Genomic DNA, 24,235 nt, shown 5'->3' with positions numbered 1-24,235 from the left:
AACCGAGACTCAGAACAGAGCCGCGCAGATCAGACCGGGTCGTTGCGTCGCAGCAACTCTTCGGGCAAGTGCTCGATGTACTCGTCCTCGGCCGGCGGCATTTGCAGGTGGTAGCCCTGCTTGTCGAGGTTTTCCAGGACCACGACGATGTCCTCGCTGGCCAGTTTGCGCTCAGGCGTCAACACCAGACTGAAGGCAAATATGGCTTTGCCGAAAGCCGCCATCAGGGCCTCGGGCACGCGTTCCAGCTCATCGCTCTTGAGCACATAGAGATACATGCCCTTGCGCTTCGAGCTTTGGTAAATAGAGCAAATACGTTTCAAGGCTGTTCTCCGGCGGTGGCCAGGCTGTCGAGCAGCTTCTGGCCCATGAGTTCGCGGCGCCAGCCACGCAACGACTCAGGCAATTGGTAAGGACCCTCGGGATAGCCGCTTTTGACCAGGGCTTCGAGGGTTTTCTTGCGCAGCATCAGTTCCGGGGCAATGCCCAGGCGCTCGGCCTCAGCCTGGCCCAATGCGCGCAATTGTTTGATCAACGCGGCGGCTTCGATCGGCAAGGGCTCCGCTACGGCGGGCGGCCATTGATCAGGCCCCACACTGCCAGAGCGCTTGATCAGATCAAGCAGAAATTGGCCGTCCTGACGCACGGTACGCGGGTGCATGTCTTCGATTTTGCCCAGCGCCGCGAGGTTGTCCGGTTGCGTGCGGGCCAGTGGCCACAGCGAATGCTCGCGGACGATGCGGTTGCGCGGCAGATCGCGGGCGCGGGCTTCCTTTTCCCGCCAGGCGCACAGTTCACGCAGAACCGCCAGTTGCGCACGGGAGAGTTTCCACGCCAGTTTGGCCTCGCGATAGACCTCGTACGGGTCGGTTTCACGGCGCAGGTTGGCGACCAGCTCAGCGCCGTCCTCCAGCACCCAGGCGAATTTGTCGTCAGACAGTTTCGGTCGCAGCTGTACGAAAACCTCCGCCAGATGCACCGCATCTTCGGCGGCGTAGCTGATTTGCGTCTCGGACAACGGACGCTGCAACCAGTCGGAACGGGTCTCGCCCTTCGGCAGTTCAATGCCGAGCACTTCCTGCACCAGTCGCGAATAACCCATCGAGAAACCGAGGTTCAGGTAAGCGGCGGCCAGTTGCGTGTCGAACATCGGGGCCGGCAGGCTGCCGGTCAGGCGCAACAGCACTTCGAGGTCTTCGCTGCAGGCGTGCAGGACTTTGAGTACCGCCGGGTTCTCCAGCAACGCAGCCAGCGGTTGCCAGGCATTGATGGTCAGCGGATCGATCAGGTAGGCGCGTTTGCCGTCGCCCACCTGCAACAGGCCGGCAATCGGGTAGAAGGTGTCGACCCGCATGAATTCGGTGTCGAGGGCAACGAACGGCAGCTGCTGCCACTCGGCGCAAAACTGCGCGAGGCTTTCGTTGTCGCGAATCCAGTGAATATCGATGGCCACACGGCTCTCCCTTGAAGAATGGCGCGCAGTATATATCGCCACTGGCGATTTACGCGCCTGTGAAGGGCAAGAGCTGTAACGAAATGTCCTGCCAGAGAGCAAGAATAGTCTGACAAAAGAAGCAGAAAGCCCCGTCGTATCAGAACGACGGAGCCGATTGGCCTCAGTCCTTGGCGAGTACGCCGTCGATCACCGCACCACGGCAACCGGCAAACATGTCCAGACCCGGCTGATAGACCTTGCTCCTGACCTCGAGCAGGCCAAGCATCGAGTGGAACAGGTTGTCCTGGCTCAGTGGTTTGTCGCGGCTCATTTGCAGGCAATGCGTGTCGACCGAATAAGCCTTCTGATAGTTATCGGAGAACCACGCCAGCATCGCTACATGCTTTTGTTGCTCTGGCGCCAACATGTAAGGCGTACCGTGCAGGAACAAGTTGTACTCGCCAAGCGACTCACCGTGGTCCGACAGGTACAACATCGCGGTATCAACTTTGTCCTGATTAATGCGCAATACATCGATCAGGCTCGACAGCACGTGATCGGTATACACCAGCGTGTTGTCGTAACCGTTGACGATACTTTCGCGGCTGCAATTGTTCAGCGCGTTACTTTCACACACCGGGGTGAAGTGCTCGTATTCCTTGGGATAACGCTTGAAGTATTCCGGGCCGTGACTGCCCATCTGGTGCAAAACCAGCACGGTGTCCTTGTCCAGATGGTCGATAAAACTTTGCAGACCTTGCAGGAGGATTTCGTCGCGGCACTCGCTGTTGGCACACAGCGCCGGGTCTTTCAGGTTGCTGACATCTTGCAGGGTGACCCGGTCGCAAGTGCCTTTGCAGCCGGACTGGTTGTCACGCCAGATCACATCGATACCGGCACGTTTGAGCACATCGAGCAGGCCTTCCTCATTCTTCGCCTTGCTGGCGTCATAATCCTTGCGGCCCATGTTGGAGAACATGCACGGCACCGATACCGCCGTTTCCGTCCCGCAGGAATGCACGTCAGTGAAAGCGATCAGGCCGGCTTCCTTATCGAGTGTCGGCGTGGTGTCACGGTGGTAACCGAGGATGCCGAAGTTCTCCGCCCGGGCACTTTCACCCACCACCAGCACGGTCAGCGATTTACGCGGTTGAAGCTTCACATCCGGATTGCGCTCGGCGTCCTCGCCGATCTTGATGAATGGCTGCCGCGCCGAGACCACTTGCTCACGTAGATAACCCGCCGAAGCACCGATGTAATTACTGGGCACCAGCATCAAGCGAATTTCGTGGTGATTGCGAAACAGCGATGACAAGCCCTGATAGTTGGCCAGCGCCACCCCACCAATCACCGCCACAGAAGCAACACCGACAATAACTTTGCTGATTAACTCACGGTGCCATCGACGATAGTTGACTGGCACTTTCCACAACAACCAGGACGGTAATACACCGAGCAACAGGATATAAGCAAACAACTTCAACGAGAGCAGATCACGCACTTCCGTTGCATTTGTTTCGGCAAAGTTGCGAAACATGCCGGCATCGATCATGACGCCATATTGACTCATGAAATAAGCCACGCCGGCGCTGATCAGAAATATCAGGGTCAACAGCGGCTTGAGCAACGGACGGAATGCCAGAAGCGTCAGCACGATGTTGAATGCCGCAAGGATCATCACCCCGAACGCCACGCGCATGGCGATGCCCTTGCCATCGGCGGCGGTGATCTCGAACAGGTGCTGCCAAAGGACAAAATTGCAGCCAATTAAAAGAAAGGCGCTGGCAATCAACGTCACCCATTCCGGGCGCACGGCTTTTAACTTCAACATAGAAATGGGCGATTCCTGAAAAGAAGAGCCTCGGTCAATGACAGAAATTTCGATTGTGAAAATTTCATTAACCAAGGCACGAGAAACTTTAAGCAGGCAACCATCAATTTTTTGTGAAAAAGACGCCAACGATTAGTTGGCTTTCGGCAAAGCGATGAAACGTGTGACGTATTTGAGAATGGTTCGGGTCTTATTCAGAAAAACAGCACGGCTGTCCATTGTGGGAGCGAGTCTGCTCGCGAAGAGGCCGGCACATTCAACACTTTTGCCGACAGACAATCCGCTTTCGCGAGCAGGCTCGCTCCCACAGAGAGTGGGAATATCGACTTTTTAAATACGGCTGTGGGTTTTCTGGTTTGCCCGGACCAGACCGCTCCGCGCTTAATCATCTGCCCCACCCAAAGGTCTGATGATGGAAAACGTCCGCGCTACCGCTCGCCCCGCTGTCTGGTTGATGCTCGCGATCATGCTCGTCGCCCTCAATCTGCGTCCATCGATGGCGGCGCTCGGTCCGTTACTGTCGGCCATTCGCACTGACATCCCGCTGAGTTTCAGCGTCGCGTCACTGCTGACCATGCTGCCAGTGATGGCGATGGGTCTGGCGATGTTTTTCGGCATTGGCATCAGTCAGCGGCTGGGCGAACAACGGACGGTGTTGCTGTCCTTGCTGATCATTGGCCTGGCGACGCTGTCGCGGCTGTTTATCGAATCGGCAGCCGAAATGATCGTCAGCGCGGTGCTGGCTGGCGTCGGCATTGCGTTGATTCAGGCATTGATGCCGACGCTGATCAAATCGCGCTTCGCCGACAATGTCGCGCTGTGCATGGGTTTATATGTCACGTCGATCATGGGTGGAGCGGCCATTGCGGCCTCGTTCGCACCGCTGGTGATGCTGCAAACCGGGAGCTGGCGCGGCGGTTTGGCGATCTGGGCGATCCTGGCATTCATCGCGCTGCTGTTCTGGTGGTCGCAACGCAACCAGCTGTCCTCCACGGTGACGGCGACAGCCGGCAAGGATTCGTTCTTCAAGTATTCCCGTGCCTGGTTGCTGGCCCTCTTCTTTGGTCTGGGGACAGCGTCCTATACCTGCGTGCTGGCCTGGCTCGCGCCGTACTACGTGGAAAACGGCTGGAGCGAACAGAACGCCGGGCTGCTGTTGGGTTTGCTGACGGCCATGGAGGTGATTTCCGGTCTGGTGGTTCCGGCTATCGCCAATCGCAGCCGGGATCGGCGTGTGATTCTGCTGACGCTACTGGCTCTGATCATCGGCGGATTTTGCGGCCTGATCCTCAGCCCGCAACAATTCAGCCTGCTGTGGCCATGCCTGTTGGGGCTGGGCATTGGCGGGTTGTTCCCGATGAGCCTGATTGTCTCGCTTGATCATCTCGACAACCCGCAACGTGCCGGTGGCTTGACTGCATTTGTGCAAGGCATTGGCTATCTGATTGCTGGTCTCTCGCCGCTGCTGGCTGGAATGATCCGCGATCAACTGGGCAGCTTCGAGTGGGCGTGGTGGTCATTGACCGCGGTAATGGTGGTGATGCTGTTGATGGTATGGCGCTTCGATCCCCGGCATTACGCGAGGCACTTTTCCTGATCGGGCTAAAGGCCTCTGGCCATCTTTCTGCGGTTTGCCCCGAGACGTCGTGTTACTAAAACTTTCTGTCCCACAACTGACTGTGAAACGTCCTACAGGGCTTTGTCCTGGCACCATCGTTCCGTTAGGATCATTCGCACACGTTTGCGCGGATTCAGCGCAAGGAGCACAGCGAGACGGAACGGATGCTGAACAGTAACTTGCTTAGAAAGCTCGACATGCAGGATCTCATGGTGTTTGTCGCTGTTTATGAGCAGAGCAGCGTCACCGATGTGTCAGAAACCCTGTTCGTCAGCCAGTCCACGGTCAGCTACTGTTTGAAAAAACTGCGCACCAGTTTCGAAGACGAACTGTTTATCAACACCCGCACCGGCATGCGTCCGACCTACAAGGCCAGCACCATGTACGGGCATGTGCAGAAGATCCTCGAAAGCATCAACCTGTGCCACGCCGGTGCCCCCACGTTCGACCCGACCCGACAAGCCGTCACCTTCAACATCTGCGCCCCGGAATACTTCGAGCAACTGATTCTGCCGCGCCTGCTGAAGCGTTTCGATTTCGATGATTTGCCGGTGATGGTCAACATGCACAAGTTCGAGACCGATGTCCCGGCGGATGAGCTGCGCGACGGCAGCCTCGATCTGGTGATCAGCTTCGGCCCCAACTTCCACCGTCATCACGCTGACCTGAAATCACAAATGCTGCTGGAGGACGATCTGGTCTGCGTCTTCGACAAACGCGCCACGCCACTGGAGCCACGCCTGAGCCTGCAGGCTTTTACCGAACGCCGGCACGTGTTCCCGACGCCATGGACGTCAACCACCAACATGGTCGATGGCTGGCTGGCGCGGCAGGCGCAGAAGCGTCAGATCGTCGCGCGCTCGAACAGCTACAGCGCGGCATTGAAAATGATCACCGGGACCGACTTCATCCTCACCCTGCCGCGCCGTATCCAGCGTTTACTGACCAACGAGGCGGTGTTCAATCACTGCGAGGCGCCAAATGGCTTGCCGGGCTTTACCCTCGACATGCAATGGAGCCAGAGCGTTGATCAGGACAGCGCCAACCTGTGGTTGCGCGAGCAGGTGGTCAAGGTGTGCAGCGAACTCGAAGCGGCCTGAGTCCTACACACCAATCGCGGTTTTGCTGTAGGACTCGCGATCCATGTCGACCAGTTCGACACACAGCTGCACCTCGACACCGGCCGGCCATTCGCACAGGTCCTGCAAGACTGCCAACAGGCTCTCTGACAACTGCTTCTTGATCTGCGGCGAACGCCCGCTGAGCAGCGCCAGCTTCACATAGACGAAGGCGCGCTCGGCCATGGCGGTTCCGACCTTGAAGGTCTCGACTTTCACCGCACGACTTTTGATATCGAACTCCGCCGCGAACTGACCAGAGCCCACCAGGGTGTTGTTGAGCCGCATCAACGCGACATCGGCGTTCAACTGCGGCAGGTTGGCGGTGTATTCCATGTGCAGGTGTGGCATTGCAGGTCCCCAGTCAGTTGGCAGAAAGGTCGTACATATAGCACAGCTCTGCCCTACCTTCCCGGGGACTTTCACATATCAATGTGGGAGCGAGCTTGCTCGCGAATGCGATCGTTCAGCGACACTTAAGGTGCCTGATACACCGCTTTCGCGAGCAAGCTCGCTCCCACAAAGTGTGTGTTATGGCTCAGGATGGCGTCAGTGGCCGCTCGCTCATGAACTGCTCCAGCCTGGAGCGCAACCAGCGCTCCGCCGGATCGCTGTCGACGTGGCTGAGCCAGACCATCGACAAATCCAGCGTCGGTGTTTTAAACGGAAACGGCTCCTTAAACAGCAATCCGGAAGTGGCCATGGCTGCCGCCGCGTAATCCGGCAGACTGGCAATCAAGTCAGTGCCCGCCAGCAGCGCCGGCAACGCGCTGTATTGCGGCACCGACAGCACCACTTGGCGAGTACGACCGAGTTCGGCCAGCCACTCATCAGCAAAACCACTGACGTTGGCCGTGTGCGAAACCAGTACATGGGGGCGCGCGCAATATTCATCCAGCGTCAGCGGTGTATCACTGGCGTCGGCGCGCAGGATGCTCGGCTGGATGTGCCGCAGCAATTTGCGCTTGGCATTGGCCGGCAAGCCTCGGGTCTGGCTGATGCCGACCGTGATGTCGCCCGCCGCGAGCAGATCGGGGATGCGCCAGTAATCGACGTGTTGCACCACAAACACCACGTTCGGCGCTTCCTGGCGCAGCGCACGCAACAGCGGCGGCAACAGGCCGAATTCGACGTCATCGGACAGACCGATGCGAAACGTCATGGTGCTCACGGCCGGATCGAAATCGCGGGTCAGGCTCAGCGCCACCGACAGCGAATCCAGCGCAGGTTTGAGATGGCGGAAAATATCTTCGGCGCGGGCGGTCGGTTCCATGCGGTGACCGACGCGGATGAACAGCGGATCATTGAGCATGGTGCGCAAGCGATTGAGCGCCGAGCTGATGGTCGGCTGGCCGAGAAACAGCTTCTCGGCCGCCCGGGTCACGTTGCGTTCGAGCATCAAGGTCTCGAACACCACCATCAGGTTGATGTCAGCCTTGCGTAGTTCATTGCGGTTCATCCATTGCCCCCTGCCCCCCGGAATACCGGCAGTGTAGAAAGGCCGGGGCCCCGGCGTCCATCGCCACGCTGCGTCAGTTCACCGTCAGGCGTTTCAAGCCCAGCGCCATGACCCGTGAATCGTCATTGATGCCCAGTTGTTCAGGGCTGATGGCGTCGGGCAATTGCAGCTCGATCGTCAGGCGATCATTGTCTGCCAGATGCTGACGGATCGCAGGACTGATAGGGATCTCCAGATGATTATCCTGATGTTGCACCAGCCGCGTGCTCAGTACCTGCTCGCCATTCAAACTGACAATCACTCGCTGCGCCGGGTGCTGCGGCAAAACGAATGCCATGACCTCCAGCGCAATCGAACGCGCCTCGGGTGACACCCGCAAGTCGACCTGCGCCTGCTGCCCCGCCGACCATGTACCCCAGTTTTCCGGGGTCGACCAACCGCTGGTCAACTGCCGGGCGGAGTAGTTGAAGATCAGCGCCTGACCGGGACGCATCAGTGCCAGCGATGACATTCGGCGTCCTTCATCAGGCACGCTCAGGCACTGCGAACAACGCTTCCAGCCCGGCGCCAGCACCACCAGGCCATCCACTCGGGTCAGCAGATCCGTTTCACTGTTGACGTATCTGGCGGCATCGGCCAGCACGGAGTCGTCGAGGATGTACAACGAGTCGGCATCGTATTGCCCTGATTCGAGCATGTGCTGCGTTTTCTGCCGAGCCTGATCCAGCGCTGTTGAACTCATGCGTCCCAGATAGACCGCGTCGGTTTTCAGACCATGGGTCGCAGCGAAATCGGCAATCACTTGCCAGCGTTCGGACTGATTCTGTGGCATCAGACTGCGCACGTTCGGGTAATGCGCCGCCGCACTCACCCAGAATGGATCACGCATCGGCGTTGGCCATTCTGCGGCGGGCGTCATCATTTTGCTGTTGCGCAAGCCCATCCAGCCGTTGCGCGTGTCGACAATCTGTATCGTCAATGCCAGTGCCAACAACGCGACGACGATACGTGGCCGGTAACCGCGTACCAGCAGGAACATCACCATCAGGATGAGCGCGTACAACACGGGCCAGAACATCCGCCCCGACGCGCGAAAAATATTGGCCAGTTTGAGGGCGATTTTCGGCAGCGGATAGCTGAACGTGTGCGCGCCGACACCGATCTGGTTCGATAGCGCAAACAACGATAAACCGATCAACGCCAGCAACAGCCAAGGGCGAACGCGAAGCTCATCCTTCAGCGGCTGGCGATTTCTCAGCAAGGCAATCAGCGCCAACGGCACCAGCAACAGCACACCCAGCCCCGGATAATTAAAGCCTTCGTAATCGCCGCTGGCTTTTGGCAGATCCGGCAAGATGAACGACCAGCCCGCTGGGTCGAGTGGCGACAACAGGTTCATCCGGTACAACCCGAAACCGCCGGATTGCCCGCCGTCGGCAATGGCGAAGTAACCGGCCTGCCAGCAACACACACTCACCACGGCAAACAGCGAAACGCCTTCAAGCAGCCCCTGACGCCGAGTCAGTTGTTGGCTGAAAGTTTTGCCGAGCAGATCTGCTACCCAGATCAGCGCCACCATCGCCAGCAGGTACGCATGCACCATCGCCGTCACCGCGAGTAACGCGCCCCAGGCCAGGCGTCGTCGAGACAGGTTCGGCAAGAACGCGAGGTACAGCGCCGCCAGAATCAGAAAATGCCCGGACAGGGAAAGGTGTCCGCCCATGCGTAGAAACATCGGCGGTGAAACCACCAGCAAACCGGTACCCAGCAAACGAATCAGCGGATTGCCGGTCATCAGCCCCAGCAGTTTCCAGGCGAACCAGGCTTGCAGCACGAAACACGCCAGCAGCCACAGACCGAAATACTGGAAAGTCGCCGGCAACCACGCATTGAACGGTTTGAACAGCAACGCCAGCAGCGGATTGGAGTCGGAAAAGATGATTGAACTGCCCAGCTCCAGACCATAGGAAGGGTTGAGTCCGAGCGGAAAGGTCCAGGGTGAATGGCGAAAATATTCCCAGCCCAGATAATGCGTCGCCGGATCGCCCTGCTCCAGCCAGGCAATGTTTTGCGGATCCAGCGCTTGCGGCCCGATCACACAGAAAAATGCCAGAACGCCGAGCAGTAAAGGCAACACGCCCAGCGCAGGATGGTTTGGTGAAGCCTTCATCGATAAGTCCAGAAATTGTGCAAGACAAAGGTGAACGCTGGAATCGTCAGTGCCACCGCAACGATGCCCAGCAGATAGTGCAGCCCGGCCATCTGCGCCACCCAGGCGACCAGCATCGCCAATAGAAACCCGCACGCCGACACCAGCAGAAAACGCAGTAACGTTCTGCCATGCAAACGTGCCGAGAAACTCCAGGTGGTATTGATCACGTAGGACATCACCGTCGCCACGATGAACGCCACGCCGTTGGCCAGCGGCGGTTGCGCAGTAATGAAGTTGATGAACAGCACCGCCACCAGCGCATGCAGAGCCGTGACAAACAAACCGGTCACAGCAAAGCGCAAACCGCGCTGGAGCAGCGCTGACTTTTCGGTTGAGGTCACGGTTTTTGCGCCAACACGAACACACTCAACCCGGCCAGACGGTTGATGCCCATCAACGGCAGTTCAAGACTGCATAGCGTCTTGAGAACACCGTTCACTAGCGGATGATGACGCTTGAGTTGCGAACGCGGCGGCTGGGCTTGCGCGCCTTGCGGCAGCAAGCGCAACGCCGCCGCAATCGGAAACACCGCGCCGAAATAATAGGCACCGCGCTGCACCGTCAAACCAGCATCACGCGCCAGGGTTTCGAACTGCGCCAGGGTGTAACGGCGCTTGTGCTCAAGAAAGTCATCGTGGCCACTCCACAAGAACTGGAATGCCGGTACCGTCATCAGAAACCGGCTGCCCGATGGCACTTTGTCGACGTACATCTTGAGCAGACCGAGGTCATCATCGACATGCTCCAGCACGTCCATCAGCAACACCAGATCGGCCTCGATGGTTTCGATCCCGCGACGGTAGTGCACCGGTTTGCCGGCGGTGGTCGCGCTGGAGTCGGCGGGGTAGCTGATATCCACGCACCATGCTTCGCGTGCATCGGTGTGCGTCAGCAAATGGTGGGAGAAAAATCCCGAGCCGGCACCGACATCGAGGATTCGGCTGATGGGTGCATTTCCCAGCAAACGCCGGGTGGCGGCGGCTTTGGAGCAGTAATACCAGTGCTCGTTGATGGCGTCGCCGAGGATGTCGGTTTCCTTGAGATCCATGTGTCAGTCCTTGGGGTCATAGACGCGACGCACCAGAAAAACCGGCCGGCGTTTGGATTCGATATACGTGCGGCCCAGGTACTCACCGAGCACACCGATGCCGATCAATTGCAGTCCTCCGAGAAAGGTCACGGCCACCATCAGCGAGGCATAACCGGGCATGTCGATACCGTGAATCAGCGTGCGTAGGACAATGAATATGGCGAAGGCAAATGACACCAGCGACACCAGTGCGCCGACATACGTCCAGATCCGCAACGGTTCAGTGCTGAAACTGGTGATGCCTTCCAGCGCGAAGTTCCACAGGCGCCAGCCATTGAACTTGCTCTGCCCCGCCACGCGCTCCGGGCGCTCGTAATCGACGTGAGTGGTGCGAAAGCCGACCCAGGCGAACAAGCCTTTCATGAAGCGCCGGGACTCCGGCAGGGTCAGCAAGGCATCAACCACGCAGCGATCCATCAGACGAAAATCGCCGACATTCTCGGGCAAAGGCTGTTCAGCGATCTTGTTGTGCAGGCAGTAGAACCAGTGCGCTGATGTCTGCTTGGCCCAGGTGTCGCTGCGACGGCTGATGCGGTGACCGAGCACCACTTCAAAACCTTCTCGCCAACGCTCGATCATCTGCACAATGACCTCGGGCGGGTCCTGCAGATCAGCGTCGATCGGCACCACGATTTGCCCGGTCGCGATCTGCAAACCGGCGGACAACGCTGCTTCTTTACCGAAGTTGCGACTCAAATCGACGATACGCAGACGCGCATCGTCCCGCTGATGTTCGAGCAGGCGCTCAAGCGTGGCATCGGTACTGCCGTCGTTGACGAATACCAGTTCAAGGTCGATCAACGCCTGCGTCTGAAAGACTTCATTGATGCGCCGCAGAAACGTGTCGAGGCTGTCCTCTTCGTTAAAAACGGGGACCACCAGCGATAACGTCACCCGCCCGGCCTGTTGCGTTCCGTGCTCAGTCAAAGGAGTGCTCTTCTTATAGTGTTTGTCGGTCGCCGAACGATATTCGACGCCATGAGCCGTCCCGTATTAAGCAGCAGCGTCGACGGTGTTGCAAGGATCAGACGGCGTCATTTTGGCCAATCCACAGGCCTATTGCTGCGCTCTAGCCCGCGTCCTTCAGAAACATCCGCGAACGATTGGAAACAAATGTCCGATAGCCAAAAAAACCGTCTGCGCTAGGCTTGCGACCATGCGCCACAGCGGCTGTCGCACAATGAATCGCATGGAGCGAACTGAATGTATTTCGAGATTTACAGGCAATCCAGAGGCACCCCGAGCACCGGCAAAGGACAATGGCGCTGGAGACTGAGAGCGGGTAACCACGAGACCATCGCCAGTGGCGAGTCGTATGTGAACAAGGCGGATTGCATGCATGTGATCGGGCTGATCAAGGCTGTGCGGGGGGAGACGCCGGTCAAGGAGATCTAGCCGCTCTGCACGATCCTGCGGAAATGGAAAAGCCCCACAGTTTAGAGACTGTGAGGCTTTTCTCGGGCTGGTATCGAACAAGCTTGGGCGCTTTGCGCGGGCTTGTTGTTCAGTCCGCCAGCCAGGCGTTTCGCCATGCCAACAGATGTTCGTCCTTGAGCATCCACTGATTGAGTACAACGCTGCGCAGGGCGTCTCCAGCCTTGGCGCTGGCATCGGGCTCAGCCAGATGTTCGCGAATAGCGGCAATCCAGTCTTGCGAACGGTTCCTGACCCTCGTCACCGGGAAATCACCCCGATAACAAGGGATGTCCGAACAGATCACGGGGAAACCACAGGCGCCATATTCCAACAAGCGCAAATTGCTTTTGCAGGCGTTGAAAAAGTTGTCTTTCAGAGGTGCCAAAGCCAGGTCGAGGTTCAGCTCAGCCAGTCTTTGCGGGTATTTTTCGATACTCACCCCCCTATGGAACTCATGGACATAGGGACGCAGTGCTGGTGGGCACATCCCCATGAATACCCATTCAACTTCTCCTTCCAGCGCACGAACCACTTCGGCAAGGACTTGCAGGTCGGCGCTGTGACTCGAGCCGCCGGCCCAGCCAACCCGAGGCTTGCGGCCTTGTTGGCGCTGGCTGGTCAGGTCGCTCCACCAATGGCTCGGCAGACGGTTTTCCATCACCCGGATGTCGGCATTGAAGCCCTTCAGCGCATTGGCCAGCGGCTCGGTAGACACCACCAACCGATCGCACAGCCCTACGGCTTTCTTCAAGCGTTTGGTGATGTCTTTGGGCAGCAATTCGTGGTTCAAGTTGCCAGCGGGCACGTCAAGAATATAGTCATCCAGCTCGTAAATCTTGAACGCCCTGGAGAATGCCTTGGTGTCCTGCATGTACTCCAGATGAGGCGTTGTGTGCTGTCCCTGGAAAATGATCGTGTTCGGCGCAATGCGCTCCAGTTCTGTCGGTTGCAGTCCCTCGTCGCTCACCGTTCCGCCGATCAGTTGCGCAGCTTTCAGGGCAGCGAAAGGCTGACGCACGCGGTAGTGTCCGCTGCCGAAAGAGTCGAGAGGGTGGCACAGCACATGAGGCAACTCACGACTGGCAAACGGGTGCCAATCAGTGTCGGTACGGTATTTGGAGGAAAAGCCACTGCCCTCCAGGGTCAGGTTGCGGTTGTAGGCCGGATCGTTGGCGATTTGCGCAAGCCAACGCTGGTACATCACCGACTGTTCGCCCTTGAACCGTTTGCGCTTGGCTTCTTCCTTGGTCGTGTCGACGTTGTTCTGGCTCACACTGGCTTCGTGAACGAGCAGCGCATAGGGCGTCCAGACAATCAGCCGTCCAGCCTGGCCGACTTTCAGGCACAGATCCACATCGTTAAAGGAAACGGCCAGGCCGACCTCGTCCATCCCCCCCACTTGCTGGTACAGCTCGGTGCTGATCATCAGGCAGGCGGCGGTGACCGCGCTGTAATTCTGATCAAGATGCAAGCGGTGAAGGTAGCCGTTGGACTGCATTGAATCGCCGATAAACGGGTGGTCTGCAACACCACGCAACCCGAGTACCACACCTGCATGCTGAACAGTCCCGTCGAGGAATAACAGTTTGGCGCCCACTATCCCCACTTCCGGCCGCTGGGCGTGATGGAGCAGTGCACCAAGCCAGTCGCCATCAATGATCGCCGTGTCATTGTTGAGCAGCACCAGGTAATCGCCGCGGGCATGACTGGCCGCAAAATTATTGATCGCCGAATAGTTGAACGGGTGCGGATAACGCAGGATGCGCACCTTGGGATTGTTCAACAGCTCCATACCGTTGAACCAGTCTCGGGCCTCGGCTGTTTCGCTGTTGTTGTCGACGATGATCAGTTCGTAATTCGTGTAGCTGGTTTTCTCCATGATGCTTTCGATGCAGCGCAGCAGCATCGGCAGGCAGTCCTTGGTGGGAATGAGGATCGACACCAGCGGCTGTTCCGCATGTTGGTAGACCACACGATTCGCCATTGGCAAAGGTCCGGCCAGCAGCACATGCGCCACGCCCAGACGCTGCAAGTGCGCCCCGACGATGGCTGCCGAGTTCGCGATGACTTGCGGTTCACCGAGCCACTGAGGGAAATTGATGGCCTGATGCACCAGCACATCCGCGAGGTGCCCGACAGTGCCCAGACCGTGAGTTTCAATCAGCCGAAAAAGCAAATCATGGGGCGCCAGTTCGCTGAAGGCTGGATCAAAGCCGTCGGCAGACAGCGCGGCCTCGCGACTGAAAGCCAGTGCGCGGCCGACATAGGGATAACTGCGCAACATATCCAGATTCAAATCCGGCTTGAATACCGGACTCTGGCAGCCTTCAGCGGTCAGTGAGTCTTCATCGCTGTAGCATGCGCTGACACCGGGATTGAGCGCGATGCCTTCGGCGAGCAAAAGCAGCGCGTGGGGATCCAGTTCGTCTCCGCCACGCAACAGGTACCACCAGTCAACGTCGATCTCCTGCAACAGTTCATTGAGCTGGCTCGGCCACGATTCGGCCAACGGCAGCCAGACCAGATTATCGGCCGGCGTCACGCCTACAGGTTCGGCATTGGAGAGCACCACGATGGCCGCCGCCCGATAAAGCTGGCGGTCAATGCTTTCCAGGCTCGAACGCAACAGTCCGATATCACCCGTAGTGTCGGTCAACACCAACAACACATCCGGTTGCCGCGGCCAGCTCGCCAGTCGCGCGGGCAAACCTTCGACCTCGACGGCGGCCAGTTGCCGACTCGCCAGCCAGCGCTGATAAAGGTCGATATTGCGCTGCTGCCGGCCAACATTCGCCAGAACGCCGAAAAAACGCTCTAACGTGTGTGCCAGGGTGCCGTCGAGCTGGCCACTTTCAACTTCGAAATCGCTGCCCGTCAGTTGAATCCGCTCCAAAGGCGCAAACACTTCAATGCGCGCAAAGAACATGGTACCGGCAAAATAATCCGCTTCGTTGATGCCCTGCGGCTCAATACCGCCACGCTCGGCCAGGGTGACAAGCAACGCGCGGTTGCGTTCGCTGAGGAATCGGGTGACTGGCACCAGGTATCGCTGAGGACCCAGCATCGGCACATGCACCGGGTCGGCCAGGTGTTCCAGCGCTCGACTGAATCGTACCGGGTCCAGCAGATCATCGAATAGTTCAACGCCCCAATCGATCTCCCCGCCCAAGTGCAGCGAACGCTTGGTGTGCAGCTTGACCAGCATGCGGATGTTATCGGCACGCAAGAACGGCAGCACCCGCAGAAACGGCAAAACATCCCTGCCGTGATTCGGCACCCGGTATAGCGAAAAACTCAGTGTGCTGGCCGTCAGTTGAGCACAGATCTCATCTTCACGACCGGCTACGCAGGTTACGTAGAGGTGCAGGCGTTCAGTCTGTTTAATCAAACGACGCAGAATATCTTTCAGCACTTCGGGGTAATACGCATGGATAACCACGCCGACTGGCGGCTCGCCATCCTCGAACGCTGGCGGCTGCGCAACCAGCACTTCGCAGGCTTCGACGTGGGGTGCGGCGCTGCTGCCTGACTTGACGGACTGACGTTCAGAAACGCGGTGAGCACCTTGGGCTGATGGTGGAATTTTCATATTCAAACCAATTCAAATAGGGAGCGAGGCTGGAACTCGCTGGATGCGCCTTTCACGGCCGAGGTGAGCAAGTATCCACTTTAGTGAGAGCGCTGGCCTCATGACTGGACAGAGGATAAACGACGACAGGTGTGATTTGGCGGCCGATCGCTGGCCAATAATGACAGCCCCTACTCTGCGAGCGCGGCTTTAAATGGGTCGGTGAGTCCTGTGAACGTTGTGTCTCTAATGTCGGCAGAGGCTGTGTTTACTTAAATTGCCTCTCTGCGTAGGACCTCACCATGCACGACGCGCTTCAGCGCTATCGCCACGAATACTGGATTCGCAGAAACGAAAAAGCCCCGTAGATTTTCATCTACGGGGCTTTTTCTATGTAATGGCGGAGAGATAGGGATTCGAACCCTAGGTACCGGTGAAGGTACAACGGATTTCGAATCCGTCCCATTCGGCCACTCTGGCATCTCTCCAACGGCGCGCATCATAACAACACTTTTACCGAAAGCAAACCCTCTTTCGAAATTTTCTTCGTGCTATCAGATGCTTGCGTCGATTAAAGCGGTACACCCAGACGATTGGCGACTTCTTCGTAGGCTTCGATAACGTCACCGAGGCCCTGACGGAAGCGGTCTTTGTCCATCTTCTTCTTGGTGTCCTTGTCCCACAGACGGCAGCCGTCCGGGCTGAACTCGTCACCGAGGACGATGGAGCCGTCGCTGAACACGCCGAATTCAAGCTTGAAGTCGACCAGCAGCAGGCCGGCGTCATCGAACAGCTTGGTCAGGACTTCGTTGACCTTGAGCGACAGTTCTTTCATGCGCGCCAGTTGCTCGGCGGTGCCCCAACCGAAGGCCACGACGTGGGATTCGTTGATGAACGGGTCGCCCTTGGCGTCGTCCTTCAGGAACAGCTCGAAGGTGTACGGGTTGAGCTTCAGGCCTTCTTCAACGCCCAGACGCTTGACCAGGCTGCCAGCGGCGTAGTTACGCACGACGCACTCGACCGGGATCATGTCCAGCTTCTTGACCAGCACTTCGTTGTCGGCCAGCAGTTTGTCGAATTGGGTCGGTACGCCGGCCGCTTCGAGTTTCTGCATGATGAAGGCATTGAACTTGTTGTTGACCATGCCTTTGCGGTCGAGCTGCTCGATGCGCTTGCCGTCGAACGCCGAGGTGTCGTTGCGAAACAGCAGGATCAAGCGGTCAGCGTCGTCGGTCTTGTAAACCGATTTGGCTTTGCCGCGGTAGAGTTCTTCACGTTTTTCCATGATGGGCTCCGCTTGCTAAGTAGGTGGGCTAGGCGATGTGGCGCCAGTCGAGCCCTGAATCTTGATCGGCCAGTTGCAGCCAGTCCGGGTCGCACCCGAGGGTGTCGACAAAACATTGCCGGGCCAGCTGCGGCAGGTTGTTCTTGCTGCTCAGATGGGCCAGGACCAGGTGTTGCAAGCCCTGCCAGCCCAACTCGGACACCAGGAATGCCGCCTGATGGTTGTTCAAATGTCCCAGCTCGCCGCCCACCCGCTGCTTGAGAAAGTACGGGTAATGACCACGGGCCAGCATGTCGCGACAATGGTTGGACTCGATCATCAACGCATCGAGGTCCCGATAACCATCCAGCACCCGCTCGCAGTAGGAACCCAGGTCGGTCAGCAGGCCGAAGCGCCGCTGCTGGTGATCACTGAAGACGTACTGGGTCGGTTCCTGCGCATCATGGGCCACGGCAATGACCCCGATGCTCAGTGCACCGATCTGCAGTTGCTCGCCGCCGGCCAGAAAGCCTGCGGGTTCAATCGGTTTGCGCATCCCGCGCAGTGTGCCGCGACTGAGGTAGACCGGTAGATTGTAGCGCCGAGACAGTAAACCCACGCCATGCACGTGGTCGGCATGTTCGTGGGTTACGAGTATCGCGCTCAGTTGCGCCGGGTTCACACCCAGGCGCAACAGGCGTTTTTCGGTTTCCCGCAGGGAAAAACCACAATCCACCAGCACATACGTATCAGCACTGGCGATCAGCGTGCCGTTCCCTTGGCTACCGCTGCCGAGAACGGCAAAACGCATGGTTGATCAGCCCAGGTTGTCCTGAATCACGCTCAACACTTTGCGTGCCACTTCAGCCGGCGCGACGGTGTTGATGTTTTTCTCGACGGTCACCTGAATGTTCTCGCCAACCTTGCTCAGGCGAACCTGATAACGCTCGGCACGGGCTTCAACTTCTTCCTTGCTCGGCGCACTGCCAAACAGGCTGCTGAAGAAACCAGGCTTGTCGTCTTTCTTCTCGGCTTTTTCGGCCAGGTTGATGTAGTACAGGCCCAGGCTACGGTTGATGTCTTCAACGCGCCATTCGCCTTGTTCCAGTGCACGGCCAACGCTCGACCAGGCACGATCCAGATCGTTACCGACGTTCAACACCGGGTTGCCGCTGCCGTCTTCGCTGAGGCTGACACGGCTTGGCGTATCGAAATCACGCGAGGCCAGCATCGACACCGAACCGCCCTTCTCGGAGATCCGGCTCATGCTCGCGAGCATGTCGTCGACCAGCGCTGCGTCCAGGCCAGTGTTGACCGAACGGTTGGTGAAGGCCACGTCGGCCGTGCTGCCGGCAGGACGCTCGGCGCTGACCACGTAGATTTCACTGGTGTTGCGCTGCACGCCCGGCTCGATCCGCACACGCACACGGGTTTCGCTGTCGCTGGCGATGCCGGCTGCACTCAGGCGCTTGGCCATGGCCGCGGACAGTTCGTCGGAATGCTGCCAGGTGGTTGTGAACTCGCCGGTCTGCGGGCGCTGTTCATCCAGACGGAAACCGTTGTCCTGGAAGAATTGCACCGCCACTGGCCAGACTTCGGCCGGTGGGTGCTGGGCCACGACCCAGCGGGAGTCACCGCTCTTCTGCAGCGAGTAATCGCTGGCATCGGCAACGGCCGACAGCGGCTGAGGACGCGGCACAATGTATTCGCCCTTCTCGGTGTCATCAGCAACGTTACGCGGGATCGGCAACAGCGGATCCAGACGCTTGGAAGTGCTGACTTCCGGTGGCAGTTGCATTGGTGCAGTCTGTTGCGCTTGCAGGTAATCGCTACCACGGTCGCGGAAATAACCTTCCGGCCCCCAGACCCATCCGCAGCCGCTGGTGCTGGAGATAATCAAGGCAAGTGCGGAAAGTCCGGCCATTCGCTTCATGCGTTGTACTTCCTCAATTAAACCAGGACGCTGCACTGGCGCAGGGCCGAGCGGAGCGTTTCGTGACAAGGTGTGCTCAGCCAGGTCAGTGGCAAGCGGATGCCTTCGTGCATCAGGCCCATTTCCACCAAAGCCCACTTCACCGGAATCGGGTTGGCTTCGATGAACAGGTCTTTGTGCAGTGGCATCAGTTTTTCGTTGATCGCCCGTGCGGTGTCGGCGTCGCCTTTGAGCGCAGCCTCGCACAGATCGGCCATTTCGCGCGGCGCGACGTTCGCCGTCACCGAGATGTTGCCTTTGCCGCCCAGCAGGATCAGCTCAACGGCGGTCGGATCATCACCGGACAGCACGATGAAATCCTTGCTCACACCATCGATGATTGCTTTGGCACGCTTCAGGTCGCCGGTGGCTTCCTTGATACCGATGATGTTCGGCACGGTGGACAGGCGGATCACGGTCTCGGCTTGCATGTCGCAAGAGGTGCGGCCAGGAACGTTGTAGAGAATCTGCGGAATGTCGACCGCTTCAGCGATGTGCTTGAAGTGCTGGTACAGACCTTCCTGAGTCGGCTTGTTGTAGTACGGAACCACCAGCAGGCAGGCGTCGGCACCGGCTTCCTTGGCGTTGCGGGTCAGCTCGACAGCTTCGCGGGTCGAGTTGGCGCCAGTGCCGGCGATGACCGGAATGCGCCCGGCAACCTGTTTGACTACGGCTTTGATGACGGCGATGTGTTCTTCTACATCAAGGGTTGCCGACTCGCCGGTAGTACCGACCGCGACAATGGCATGGGTGCCGTTCTTGAGATGGAAGTCCACGAGTTTGCTGAGGCTGTCCCAGTCAAGACGCCCTTGTGCATCCATGGGAGTGACCAGTGCCACCATACTGCCCGCAATCATGAAACCGCTCCTGCCGGAAAAAGAGAGCGGTAATGGTACTGGCGCCAAGATGCTTGCACAAGCGAAGTACTGCGCTGCCGCCATTCCCCTTGGCGCCGCTTTTCGCTACCCTTCAGACTTTGATCGGTACTGATCAGCTTGTACGCCGGGTTCCAGCCTCCCTTTACGGCCTCCCAGACCCCGTTCCTGCGTCGCATCGACGCGCTCCCGCTATAGTGGAGCGAGCCGCGAGCGCTTGCCGGGCCTCTTTGTACGGACAGCCAGAACAGGCACTCCCCGGTGGCCAACGCCCTTAAACCTACCGACCGCTCATCGCTTTAGGAATGCTGCATGTCCACCCCCACAGTTCGCGAACAATTCCTTGTCATCAGTGCCCTCGGCGCCAACCCCATGGAGCTGACTAACGTCCTGTGCCGCGCCAGCCATGAAAATCGCTGCGCCGTGGTTACTTCACGCCTGACTCGCCACGGCGAGTGCAGCGCTTTGGTCCTCGAGGTCTCCGGCAGTTGGGATGCCCTCGCCCGCCTGGAAGGCAGCTTGCCGGGCCTGGCCAAGAAACACGCTTTCACCGCCAACGTGGTGCGCAGCGCGCCGCTGGAAAATCGTCCGCAGGCCCTGCCGTACGTGGCGTATGTCAGCTCGGCGTATCGCCCGGACATCATCAATGAGCTGTGCCAGTTCTTCATGGATCACAACGTCGAACTGGAAAACCTGACCTGCGACACGTATCAGGCGCCGCAGACCGGCGGCACCATGCTCAACGCCACATTTACCGTGACCCTGCCCGCCGGCACCCAGATCAGCTGGCTGCGCGACCAGTTCCTCGACTTCTCCGACGCGATGAACCTGGACGCACTGATCGAGCCTTGGCGCCCACAGAACCCAATGTAAGGAAACTTTCATGGCCGTTGTCATCGACCAACCGGTTGCCGATTTCGCAGCACCTGCCACCAGCGGGCAGACTGTCAGCCTGTCTGCCCTCAAGGGCAAGCAAGTGGTGATCTATTTCTATCCGAAGGACAGCACCCCGGGTTGCACCACAGAAGGCCAGGGCTTTCGTGATCAATACGCCGCATTCAAGGCCGCCAATACCGAGATTTTCGGTATCTCCCGCGACAGCCTGAAGTCCCACGAGAACTTCAAGTGCAAGCAGGAGTTTCCGTTCGAGCTGATCAGCGACAAGGACGAAGCCGTCTGCCAATTGTTCGACGTGATCAAGCTGAAGAAGCTGTACGGCAAGGAATACCTGGGCGTAGATCGCAGCACGTTTCTGATTGATAAGGACGGTGTGCTGCGTCAGGAATGGCGTGGCGTGAAAGTGCCGGGGCATGTGGATGCTGTTTTGGCAGCTGCTCAGGATCTGAACAAGGCCTGATGTTTTTCCGGCGTCTTTACTGACGCCTTCGCGAGCAGGCTCGCTCCCACATTGGATCTGTGGCGTTCACAAGTCCCGTGTGGGAGCGAGCTTGCTCGCGAATGGGCCCTGACTTCACCGAATAATCGGGATCAACCACTAGAGCAGTGGCGCCACCACCGGTTCCTTGCGCGGCCACGCATCCAGCACTGCCTTGAACAGGGTCGCCAGCGGGATCGCAAAGAACACGCCCCAAAATCCCCACAACCCGCCAAACAACAGCACCGCACAGATGATTGCCACCGGGTGCAAATTGACCGCCTCCGAGAACAACAGCGGCACCAGCACATTGCCATCCAGTGTCTGAATGATCCCGTAGACCGCCATCAGATAAATGAACTGATCGCTCCAGCCCCACTGGAACAGCGCAATCAGCAGCACCGGCACGGTCACCACCACCGCGCCCACATACGGCACCACCACCGACACACCGACCAGCAACGCCAGCAGCGCCGCATAGTTGAGTCCGAGGGCGACAAACGCGATGTAGGTCACGCCGCCGCAAATCACGATTTCGATGACCTTGCCGCGAATATAGTTGGCGATCTGCCGGTTCATCTCCTGCGCAACCCGAGTGATCAGCGCGCGCTCACGCGGCAAGTAGCCACGCACCCACTCGCCGATCATGACCCGGTCCTTGAGGAAGAAGAACACCAGAATCGGCACCAGCACCAGGTAGATCATGATGTTCACCAGCAGCGGCAGACTCGACAGCGAGAACGTCAGCGCCCACTGGCCGAACTTGCCGATCTCGCCACGCGCCGCCTCGATCGCCTGCAACACTTGCTCATCGGACACCAGGTGCGGATAGCGTTCCGGCAGCAGCAACAGCAGCGACTGCCATTTGGCGAGCATGCCCGGCAACTCATTGAACAGGGTGATCAACTGATGCCAGAGCAACGGCAACACCACAAGGATAAACAGCATCAGCACGCCCATGAACAGCGCAAACACCAATCCTACCGCCACACCACCCGGCACGCGCAGACGCTCGATCGTGACCACCAGGCCCTGCATGAGATACGCCAGCACCATCCCCGCCAACACCGGCGCGAGCATGCCGCCGAGGGTGAGCACGGCCGTGAAGGCGAGAACCAGCAGCACCGCCAGCACCACCGCTTCCTCATCGGAGAAATAGCGCTGAATCCAGTCGCGTAACACTTTGAACATCAATAATCCTTAGATTGTAACGCTGTCGATTTCAGGCCTTTTTCAACCAGTAACGGTAAACACCTGCTTCGTCTTCTTCGCGCAGCAGCGTATGACCGGCCAATTTGGCAAAGGTGCGAAAGTCGCGTTGCGAGCCCGCATCGGTGGCGATCACCTTGAGGACGGCGCCACTCTGAAGCTTGTTCAGCTCCATTTTCGCCTTGAGCAACGGCAACGGACAATTCAGGCCACTGGCGTCCAGTTCCACGTCATGGGCTACAGCGTCAGTCATTGCGTCACTCCGGTTCAGGTCTTCGAGCTGCCTAGAATATCTGGTCGCAGCTTCGGTGTCCGGCTACAGTAAGGTCTTTGTCTTCTAAGGCTTTGTGCATGACTTTTCTGCGCCCTACCCTGCTGACGCTCGCTTGCCTGCTCGCCTCACCAGGCTTTGCCGACGATCTGCCGTCACTCGGCGACGCCAGTTCTGCCATTGTCTCGCCGCAACAGGAATACCAGCTTGGCCGCGCTTGGCTGGCGATGTTGCGCAGCCAGGTTTCACAGCTCAACGATCCGCAGCTCAAGGACTACGTCGAGTCCAGCGTCTATAAGCTGGTGGAGACCAGTCAAGTCACTGACCGACGTCTTGAATTCATTCTGATCAACAGCCCGCAGCTCAACGCCTTTGCGGCGCCGGGCGGCGTGGTCGGGGTCAACGGCGGTTTGTTCCTCAATGCGCAGACCGAAGGTGAATACGCTTCGGTACTGGCGCACGAACTGGCGCACTTGTCGCAACGCCACTTTGCGCGTGGCGTCGAGGCATCGCAACGAATGCAGGTGCCGATGATGGCCGCGCTGCTGGCCGGGATCGTCATCGCCGCAGCCGGTGGCGGTGACGCTGGTATTGCGACCATCGCCGGTACGCAGGCAGCGGCGATTCAGTCGCAGCGCACGTTCTCCCGGCAGAACGAACAGGAAGCCGACCGCATCGGCATCCTCAATCTGGAAAAGGCCGGGTATGACCCGCGCTCGATGCCGACCATGTTCGAACGCCTGATGCGTCAATACCGTTTCGACGCCAAGCCACCGGAATTCCTGCTGACTCACCCGGTGACCGAATCGCGTATTGCCGACACCCGCAACCGCGCCGAACAAGCCAAACCGGGCGGCATTGAAGACTCCAAGCGCTATCAATTGATCCGCGCGCGCGTGCAGTTGATCTACGAAGAAACCCCGGGTCTGGGCGCCAAGCGTTTCCGTGCGCAGCTGGATGAAAACCCGAAGAACGATGTGGCGCGCTACGGTCTGGCGATTGCGCAGATCAAGGGTGGCCAGTTGAATGAAGCGCGCGAGAATCTCAAGCAATTGCTGGCGACATCGCCGAACGAAATCATCTACAACCTTGCCCAAGTCGATCTGGACATCACCAATAATCGTTTGCCGGATGCACAGTCCCGTGTGGACCGGATGCTTACACAATATCCGGGCAACTATCCGCTGAATCAGGTTCGAGTGGATCTGCTGCTGAAACAGAATCGCGCGCCGGATGCCGAGAAGGCGCTGGAAGCATTACTCAAATCCCGCCCGGATGATCCGGATGTCTGGTATCAGGTCGCAGAAACCCGTGGCTTGTCGGGGAACATCATTGGCCTGCACCAGGCGCGGGCCGAGTATTTCGCGCTGGTTGGCGATTATCGCCAGGCGATCCAGCAACTCGATTTTGCCAAGCGCAAGGCGGGCAGCAACTTCCCGCTGTCTTCACGCATCGATGCCCGCCAGCGTGAGCTGATGGAACAGGAGCGGATGGTCAAGGACATGATGGGCTAAGCCTCCTG

The 24,235-nt window shown here is 58.6% G+C and carries 22 protein-coding genes and 1 tRNA gene; 6 read left to right on the top strand and 17 right to left on the bottom strand.

Features of this window, described 5'->3' with window-relative positions; all coding sequences use genetic code 11:
- Positions 1-29: 29 nt before the first annotated feature.
- The 3 genes from CLU80_RS20865 to CLU80_RS20855 all read right to left on the bottom strand — a co-directional run bounded on the left by CLU80_RS20865 (position 30) and on the right by CLU80_RS20855 (position 3,266).
- Positions 30-323: a YcgL domain-containing protein gene (locus CLU80_RS20865; protein WP_093438239.1), complete on the bottom strand. Its 294-nt coding sequence runs from the start codon at positions 321-323 to the stop codon at positions 30-32.
- Positions 320-1,453, bottom strand: coding sequence for a ribonuclease D (gene rnd / locus CLU80_RS20860; RefSeq protein WP_093438244.1), 1,134 nt, complete (start codon positions 1,451-1,453; stop codon positions 320-322). Before rnd ends, CLU80_RS20865 begins: the two co-directional genes overlap by 4 nt.
- Before the next feature lie 163 nt (positions 1,454-1,616).
- A complete protein-coding gene (locus CLU80_RS20855) occupies positions 1,617-3,266 on the bottom strand; it encodes a phosphoethanolamine transferase (protein WP_099758265.1) in 1,650 nt (549 codons plus the stop codon).
- Between the two features lie 412 nt (positions 3,267-3,678).
- On the opposite strand from CLU80_RS20855, the gene CLU80_RS20845 reads away from it, so the two are divergent.
- Together CLU80_RS20845 and CLU80_RS20840 are read left to right on the top strand one after the other, a co-directional pair.
- A complete protein-coding gene (locus CLU80_RS20845) occupies positions 3,679-4,863 on the top strand; it encodes a cyanate transporter (RefSeq protein ID WP_099758263.1) in 1,185 nt (394 codons plus the stop codon).
- Between the two features lie 185 nt (positions 4,864-5,048).
- A complete protein-coding gene (locus CLU80_RS20840) occupies positions 5,049-5,984 on the top strand; it encodes a LysR family transcriptional regulator (protein ID WP_093438259.1) in 936 nt (311 codons plus the stop codon).
- 3 nt (positions 5,985-5,987) lie between these two features.
- On the opposite strand, the gene CLU80_RS20835 is transcribed toward CLU80_RS20840, so the two are convergent.
- The 6 genes from CLU80_RS20835 to CLU80_RS20810 all read right to left on the bottom strand — a co-directional run bounded on the left by CLU80_RS20835 (position 5,988) and on the right by CLU80_RS20810 (position 11,690).
- Positions 5,988-6,353: a 5-carboxymethyl-2-hydroxymuconate Delta-isomerase gene (locus tag CLU80_RS20835; RefSeq protein ID WP_093438263.1), complete on the bottom strand. Its 366-nt coding sequence runs from the start codon at positions 6,351-6,353 to the stop codon at positions 5,988-5,990.
- Positions 6,354-6,540: 187 nt separating this feature from the next.
- On the bottom strand, positions 6,541-7,461 hold the full coding sequence (locus tag CLU80_RS20830; protein WP_093438267.1) for a LysR substrate-binding domain-containing protein: 921 nt from the start codon (positions 7,459-7,461) through the stop codon (positions 6,541-6,543).
- A 73-nt stretch (positions 7,462-7,534) separates the two neighbouring features.
- Positions 7,535-9,631 (bottom strand): DUF6311 domain-containing protein, encoded by a 2,097-nt coding sequence (locus CLU80_RS20825; RefSeq protein ID WP_099758261.1) that lies wholly within the window; start codon positions 9,629-9,631, stop codon positions 7,535-7,537.
- Positions 9,628-10,014, bottom strand: coding sequence for a GtrA family protein (locus CLU80_RS20820; protein WP_093438275.1), 387 nt, complete (start codon positions 10,012-10,014; stop codon positions 9,628-9,630). The genes CLU80_RS20825 and CLU80_RS20820 overlap by 4 nt, the downstream gene beginning before the upstream one ends.
- Entirely contained in the window at positions 10,011-10,721 is a 711-nt protein-coding gene (locus CLU80_RS20815; protein WP_093438280.1) for a class I SAM-dependent methyltransferase, read from the bottom strand. The genes CLU80_RS20820 and CLU80_RS20815 overlap by 4 nt, the downstream gene beginning before the upstream one ends.
- A gap of 3 nt (positions 10,722-10,724) precedes the next feature.
- Entirely contained in the window at positions 10,725-11,690 is a 966-nt protein-coding gene (locus CLU80_RS20810) for a glycosyltransferase family 2 protein (protein WP_099758260.1), read from the bottom strand.
- Positions 11,691-11,966: 276 nt separating this feature from the next.
- On the opposite strand from CLU80_RS20810, the gene CLU80_RS20805 reads away from it, so the two are divergent.
- Positions 11,967-12,158 carry a YegP family protein gene (locus tag CLU80_RS20805; RefSeq protein WP_093438287.1) on the top strand — a complete coding sequence of 64 codons (192 nt, stop codon included), beginning with the start codon at positions 11,967-11,969 and terminating at the stop codon, positions 12,156-12,158.
- Positions 12,159-12,267: 109 nt separating this feature from the next.
- On the opposite strand, the gene CLU80_RS20800 is transcribed toward CLU80_RS20805, so the two are convergent.
- The 6 genes from CLU80_RS20800 to dapA form a co-directional block, all read right to left on the bottom strand.
- Positions 12,268-15,768: a glycosyltransferase gene (locus tag CLU80_RS20800; RefSeq protein WP_099758258.1), complete on the bottom strand. Its 3,501-nt coding sequence runs from the start codon at positions 15,766-15,768 to the stop codon at positions 12,268-12,270.
- Between the two features lie 377 nt (positions 15,769-16,145).
- Positions 16,146-16,235: transfer RNA gene (locus CLU80_RS20795), tRNA-Ser, on the bottom strand.
- An 83-nt stretch (positions 16,236-16,318) separates the two neighbouring features.
- Entirely contained in the window at positions 16,319-17,032 is a 714-nt protein-coding gene (gene purC / locus CLU80_RS20790; RefSeq protein WP_093438296.1) for a phosphoribosylaminoimidazolesuccinocarboxamide synthase, read from the bottom strand.
- 28 nt (positions 17,033-17,060) lie between these two features.
- On the bottom strand, positions 17,061-17,822 hold the full coding sequence (locus CLU80_RS20785; RefSeq protein ID WP_099758257.1) for an MBL fold metallo-hydrolase: 762 nt from the start codon (positions 17,820-17,822) through the stop codon (positions 17,061-17,063).
- A 6-nt stretch (positions 17,823-17,828) separates the two neighbouring features.
- Complete coding sequence (gene bamC / locus CLU80_RS20780; RefSeq protein WP_093438304.1) at positions 17,829-18,944, bottom strand: NlpB/DapX family lipoprotein; 1,116 nt, start codon at positions 18,942-18,944, stop codon at positions 17,829-17,831.
- 17 nt (positions 18,945-18,961) lie between these two features.
- Positions 18,962-19,840, bottom strand: a complete 879-nt coding sequence (gene dapA / locus CLU80_RS20775; protein WP_093438308.1) for a 4-hydroxy-tetrahydrodipicolinate synthase — start codon at positions 19,838-19,840, stop codon at positions 18,962-18,964.
- 330 nt (positions 19,841-20,170) lie between these two features.
- Between dapA and CLU80_RS20765 the strand changes: the two genes are divergently transcribed.
- On the top strand, positions 20,171-20,731 hold the full coding sequence (locus tag CLU80_RS20765; RefSeq protein ID WP_034153153.1) for a glycine cleavage system transcriptional repressor: 561 nt from the start codon (positions 20,171-20,173) through the stop codon (positions 20,729-20,731).
- A gap of 10 nt (positions 20,732-20,741) precedes the next feature.
- Positions 20,742-21,215, top strand: a complete 474-nt coding sequence (locus CLU80_RS20760; protein WP_093438315.1) for a peroxiredoxin — start codon at positions 20,742-20,744, stop codon at positions 21,213-21,215.
- A 138-nt stretch (positions 21,216-21,353) separates the two neighbouring features.
- On the opposite strand, the gene CLU80_RS20755 is transcribed toward CLU80_RS20760, so the two are convergent.
- Positions 21,354-22,424: an AI-2E family transporter gene (locus tag CLU80_RS20755; protein ID WP_093438320.1), complete on the bottom strand. Its 1,071-nt coding sequence runs from the start codon at positions 22,422-22,424 to the stop codon at positions 21,354-21,356.
- A gap of 31 nt (positions 22,425-22,455) precedes the next feature.
- Positions 22,456-22,695, bottom strand: a complete 240-nt coding sequence (locus CLU80_RS20750) for a sulfurtransferase TusA family protein (RefSeq protein ID WP_007911399.1) — start codon at positions 22,693-22,695, stop codon at positions 22,456-22,458.
- A 98-nt stretch (positions 22,696-22,793) separates the two neighbouring features.
- Between CLU80_RS20750 and CLU80_RS20745 the strand changes: the two genes are divergently transcribed.
- Positions 22,794-24,227, top strand: a complete 1,434-nt coding sequence (locus CLU80_RS20745; RefSeq protein ID WP_034153149.1) for a M48 family metalloprotease — start codon at positions 22,794-22,796, stop codon at positions 24,225-24,227.
- The last annotated feature ends 8 nt before the right edge of the window (positions 24,228-24,235 follow it).

Origin of the sequence: Pseudomonas sp. 29 (assembly GCF_002754355.1) — a bacterium.
Classification (GTDB): domain Bacteria; phylum Pseudomonadota; class Gammaproteobacteria; order Pseudomonadales; family Pseudomonadaceae; genus Aquipseudomonas; species Aquipseudomonas neuropathica.
The sequence above is the reverse complement of the archived record's forward strand: the minus strand, read 5'-3'. Positions and strand labels throughout refer to the sequence as shown.

Coding starts and splice junctions, on each gene's coding strand:
- CLU80_RS20755 (WP_093438320.1), bottom strand. CDS start 22,424: ATGTTCAAAGTGTTACGCGACTGGATTCAGCGCTATTTCTCCGATGAG.
- purC (WP_093438296.1), bottom strand. CDS start 17,032: ATGGAAAAACGTGAAGAACTCTACCGCGGCAAAGCCAAATCGGTTTAC.
- CLU80_RS20840 (WP_093438259.1), top strand. CDS start 5,049: ATGCTGAACAGTAACTTGCTTAGAAAGCTCGACATGCAGGATCTCATG.
- CLU80_RS20805 (WP_093438287.1), top strand. CDS start 11,967: ATGTATTTCGAGATTTACAGGCAATCCAGAGGCACCCCGAGCACCGGC.
- CLU80_RS20745 (WP_034153149.1), top strand. CDS start 22,794: ATGACTTTTCTGCGCCCTACCCTGCTGACGCTCGCTTGCCTGCTCGCC.
- CLU80_RS20750 (WP_007911399.1), bottom strand. CDS start 22,695: ATGACTGACGCTGTAGCCCATGACGTGGAACTGGACGCCAGTGGCCTG.
- CLU80_RS20760 (WP_093438315.1), top strand. CDS start 20,742: ATGGCCGTTGTCATCGACCAACCGGTTGCCGATTTCGCAGCACCTGCC.
- CLU80_RS20825 (WP_099758261.1), bottom strand. CDS start 9,631: ATGAAGGCTTCACCAAACCATCCTGCGCTGGGCGTGTTGCCTTTACTG.
- CLU80_RS20800 (WP_099758258.1), bottom strand. CDS start 15,768: ATGAAAATTCCACCATCAGCCCAAGGTGCTCACCGCGTTTCTGAACGT.
- CLU80_RS20785 (WP_099758257.1), bottom strand. CDS start 17,822: ATGCGTTTTGCCGTTCTCGGCAGCGGTAGCCAAGGGAACGGCACGCTG.
- CLU80_RS20855 (WP_099758265.1), bottom strand. CDS start 3,266: ATGTTGAAGTTAAAAGCCGTGCGCCCGGAATGGGTGACGTTGATTGCC.
- CLU80_RS20830 (WP_093438267.1), bottom strand. CDS start 7,461: ATGAACCGCAATGAACTACGCAAGGCTGACATCAACCTGATGGTGGTG.
- CLU80_RS20815 (WP_093438280.1), bottom strand. CDS start 10,721: ATGGATCTCAAGGAAACCGACATCCTCGGCGACGCCATCAACGAGCAC.
- dapA (WP_093438308.1), bottom strand. CDS start 19,840: ATGATTGCGGGCAGTATGGTGGCACTGGTCACTCCCATGGATGCACAA.
- CLU80_RS20765 (WP_034153153.1), top strand. CDS start 20,171: ATGTCCACCCCCACAGTTCGCGAACAATTCCTTGTCATCAGTGCCCTC.
- CLU80_RS20845 (WP_099758263.1), top strand. CDS start 3,679: ATGGAAAACGTCCGCGCTACCGCTCGCCCCGCTGTCTGGTTGATGCTC.
- bamC (WP_093438304.1), bottom strand. CDS start 18,944: ATGAAGCGAATGGCCGGACTTTCCGCACTTGCCTTGATTATCTCCAGC.
- CLU80_RS20835 (WP_093438263.1), bottom strand. CDS start 6,353: ATGCCACACCTGCACATGGAATACACCGCCAACCTGCCGCAGTTGAAC.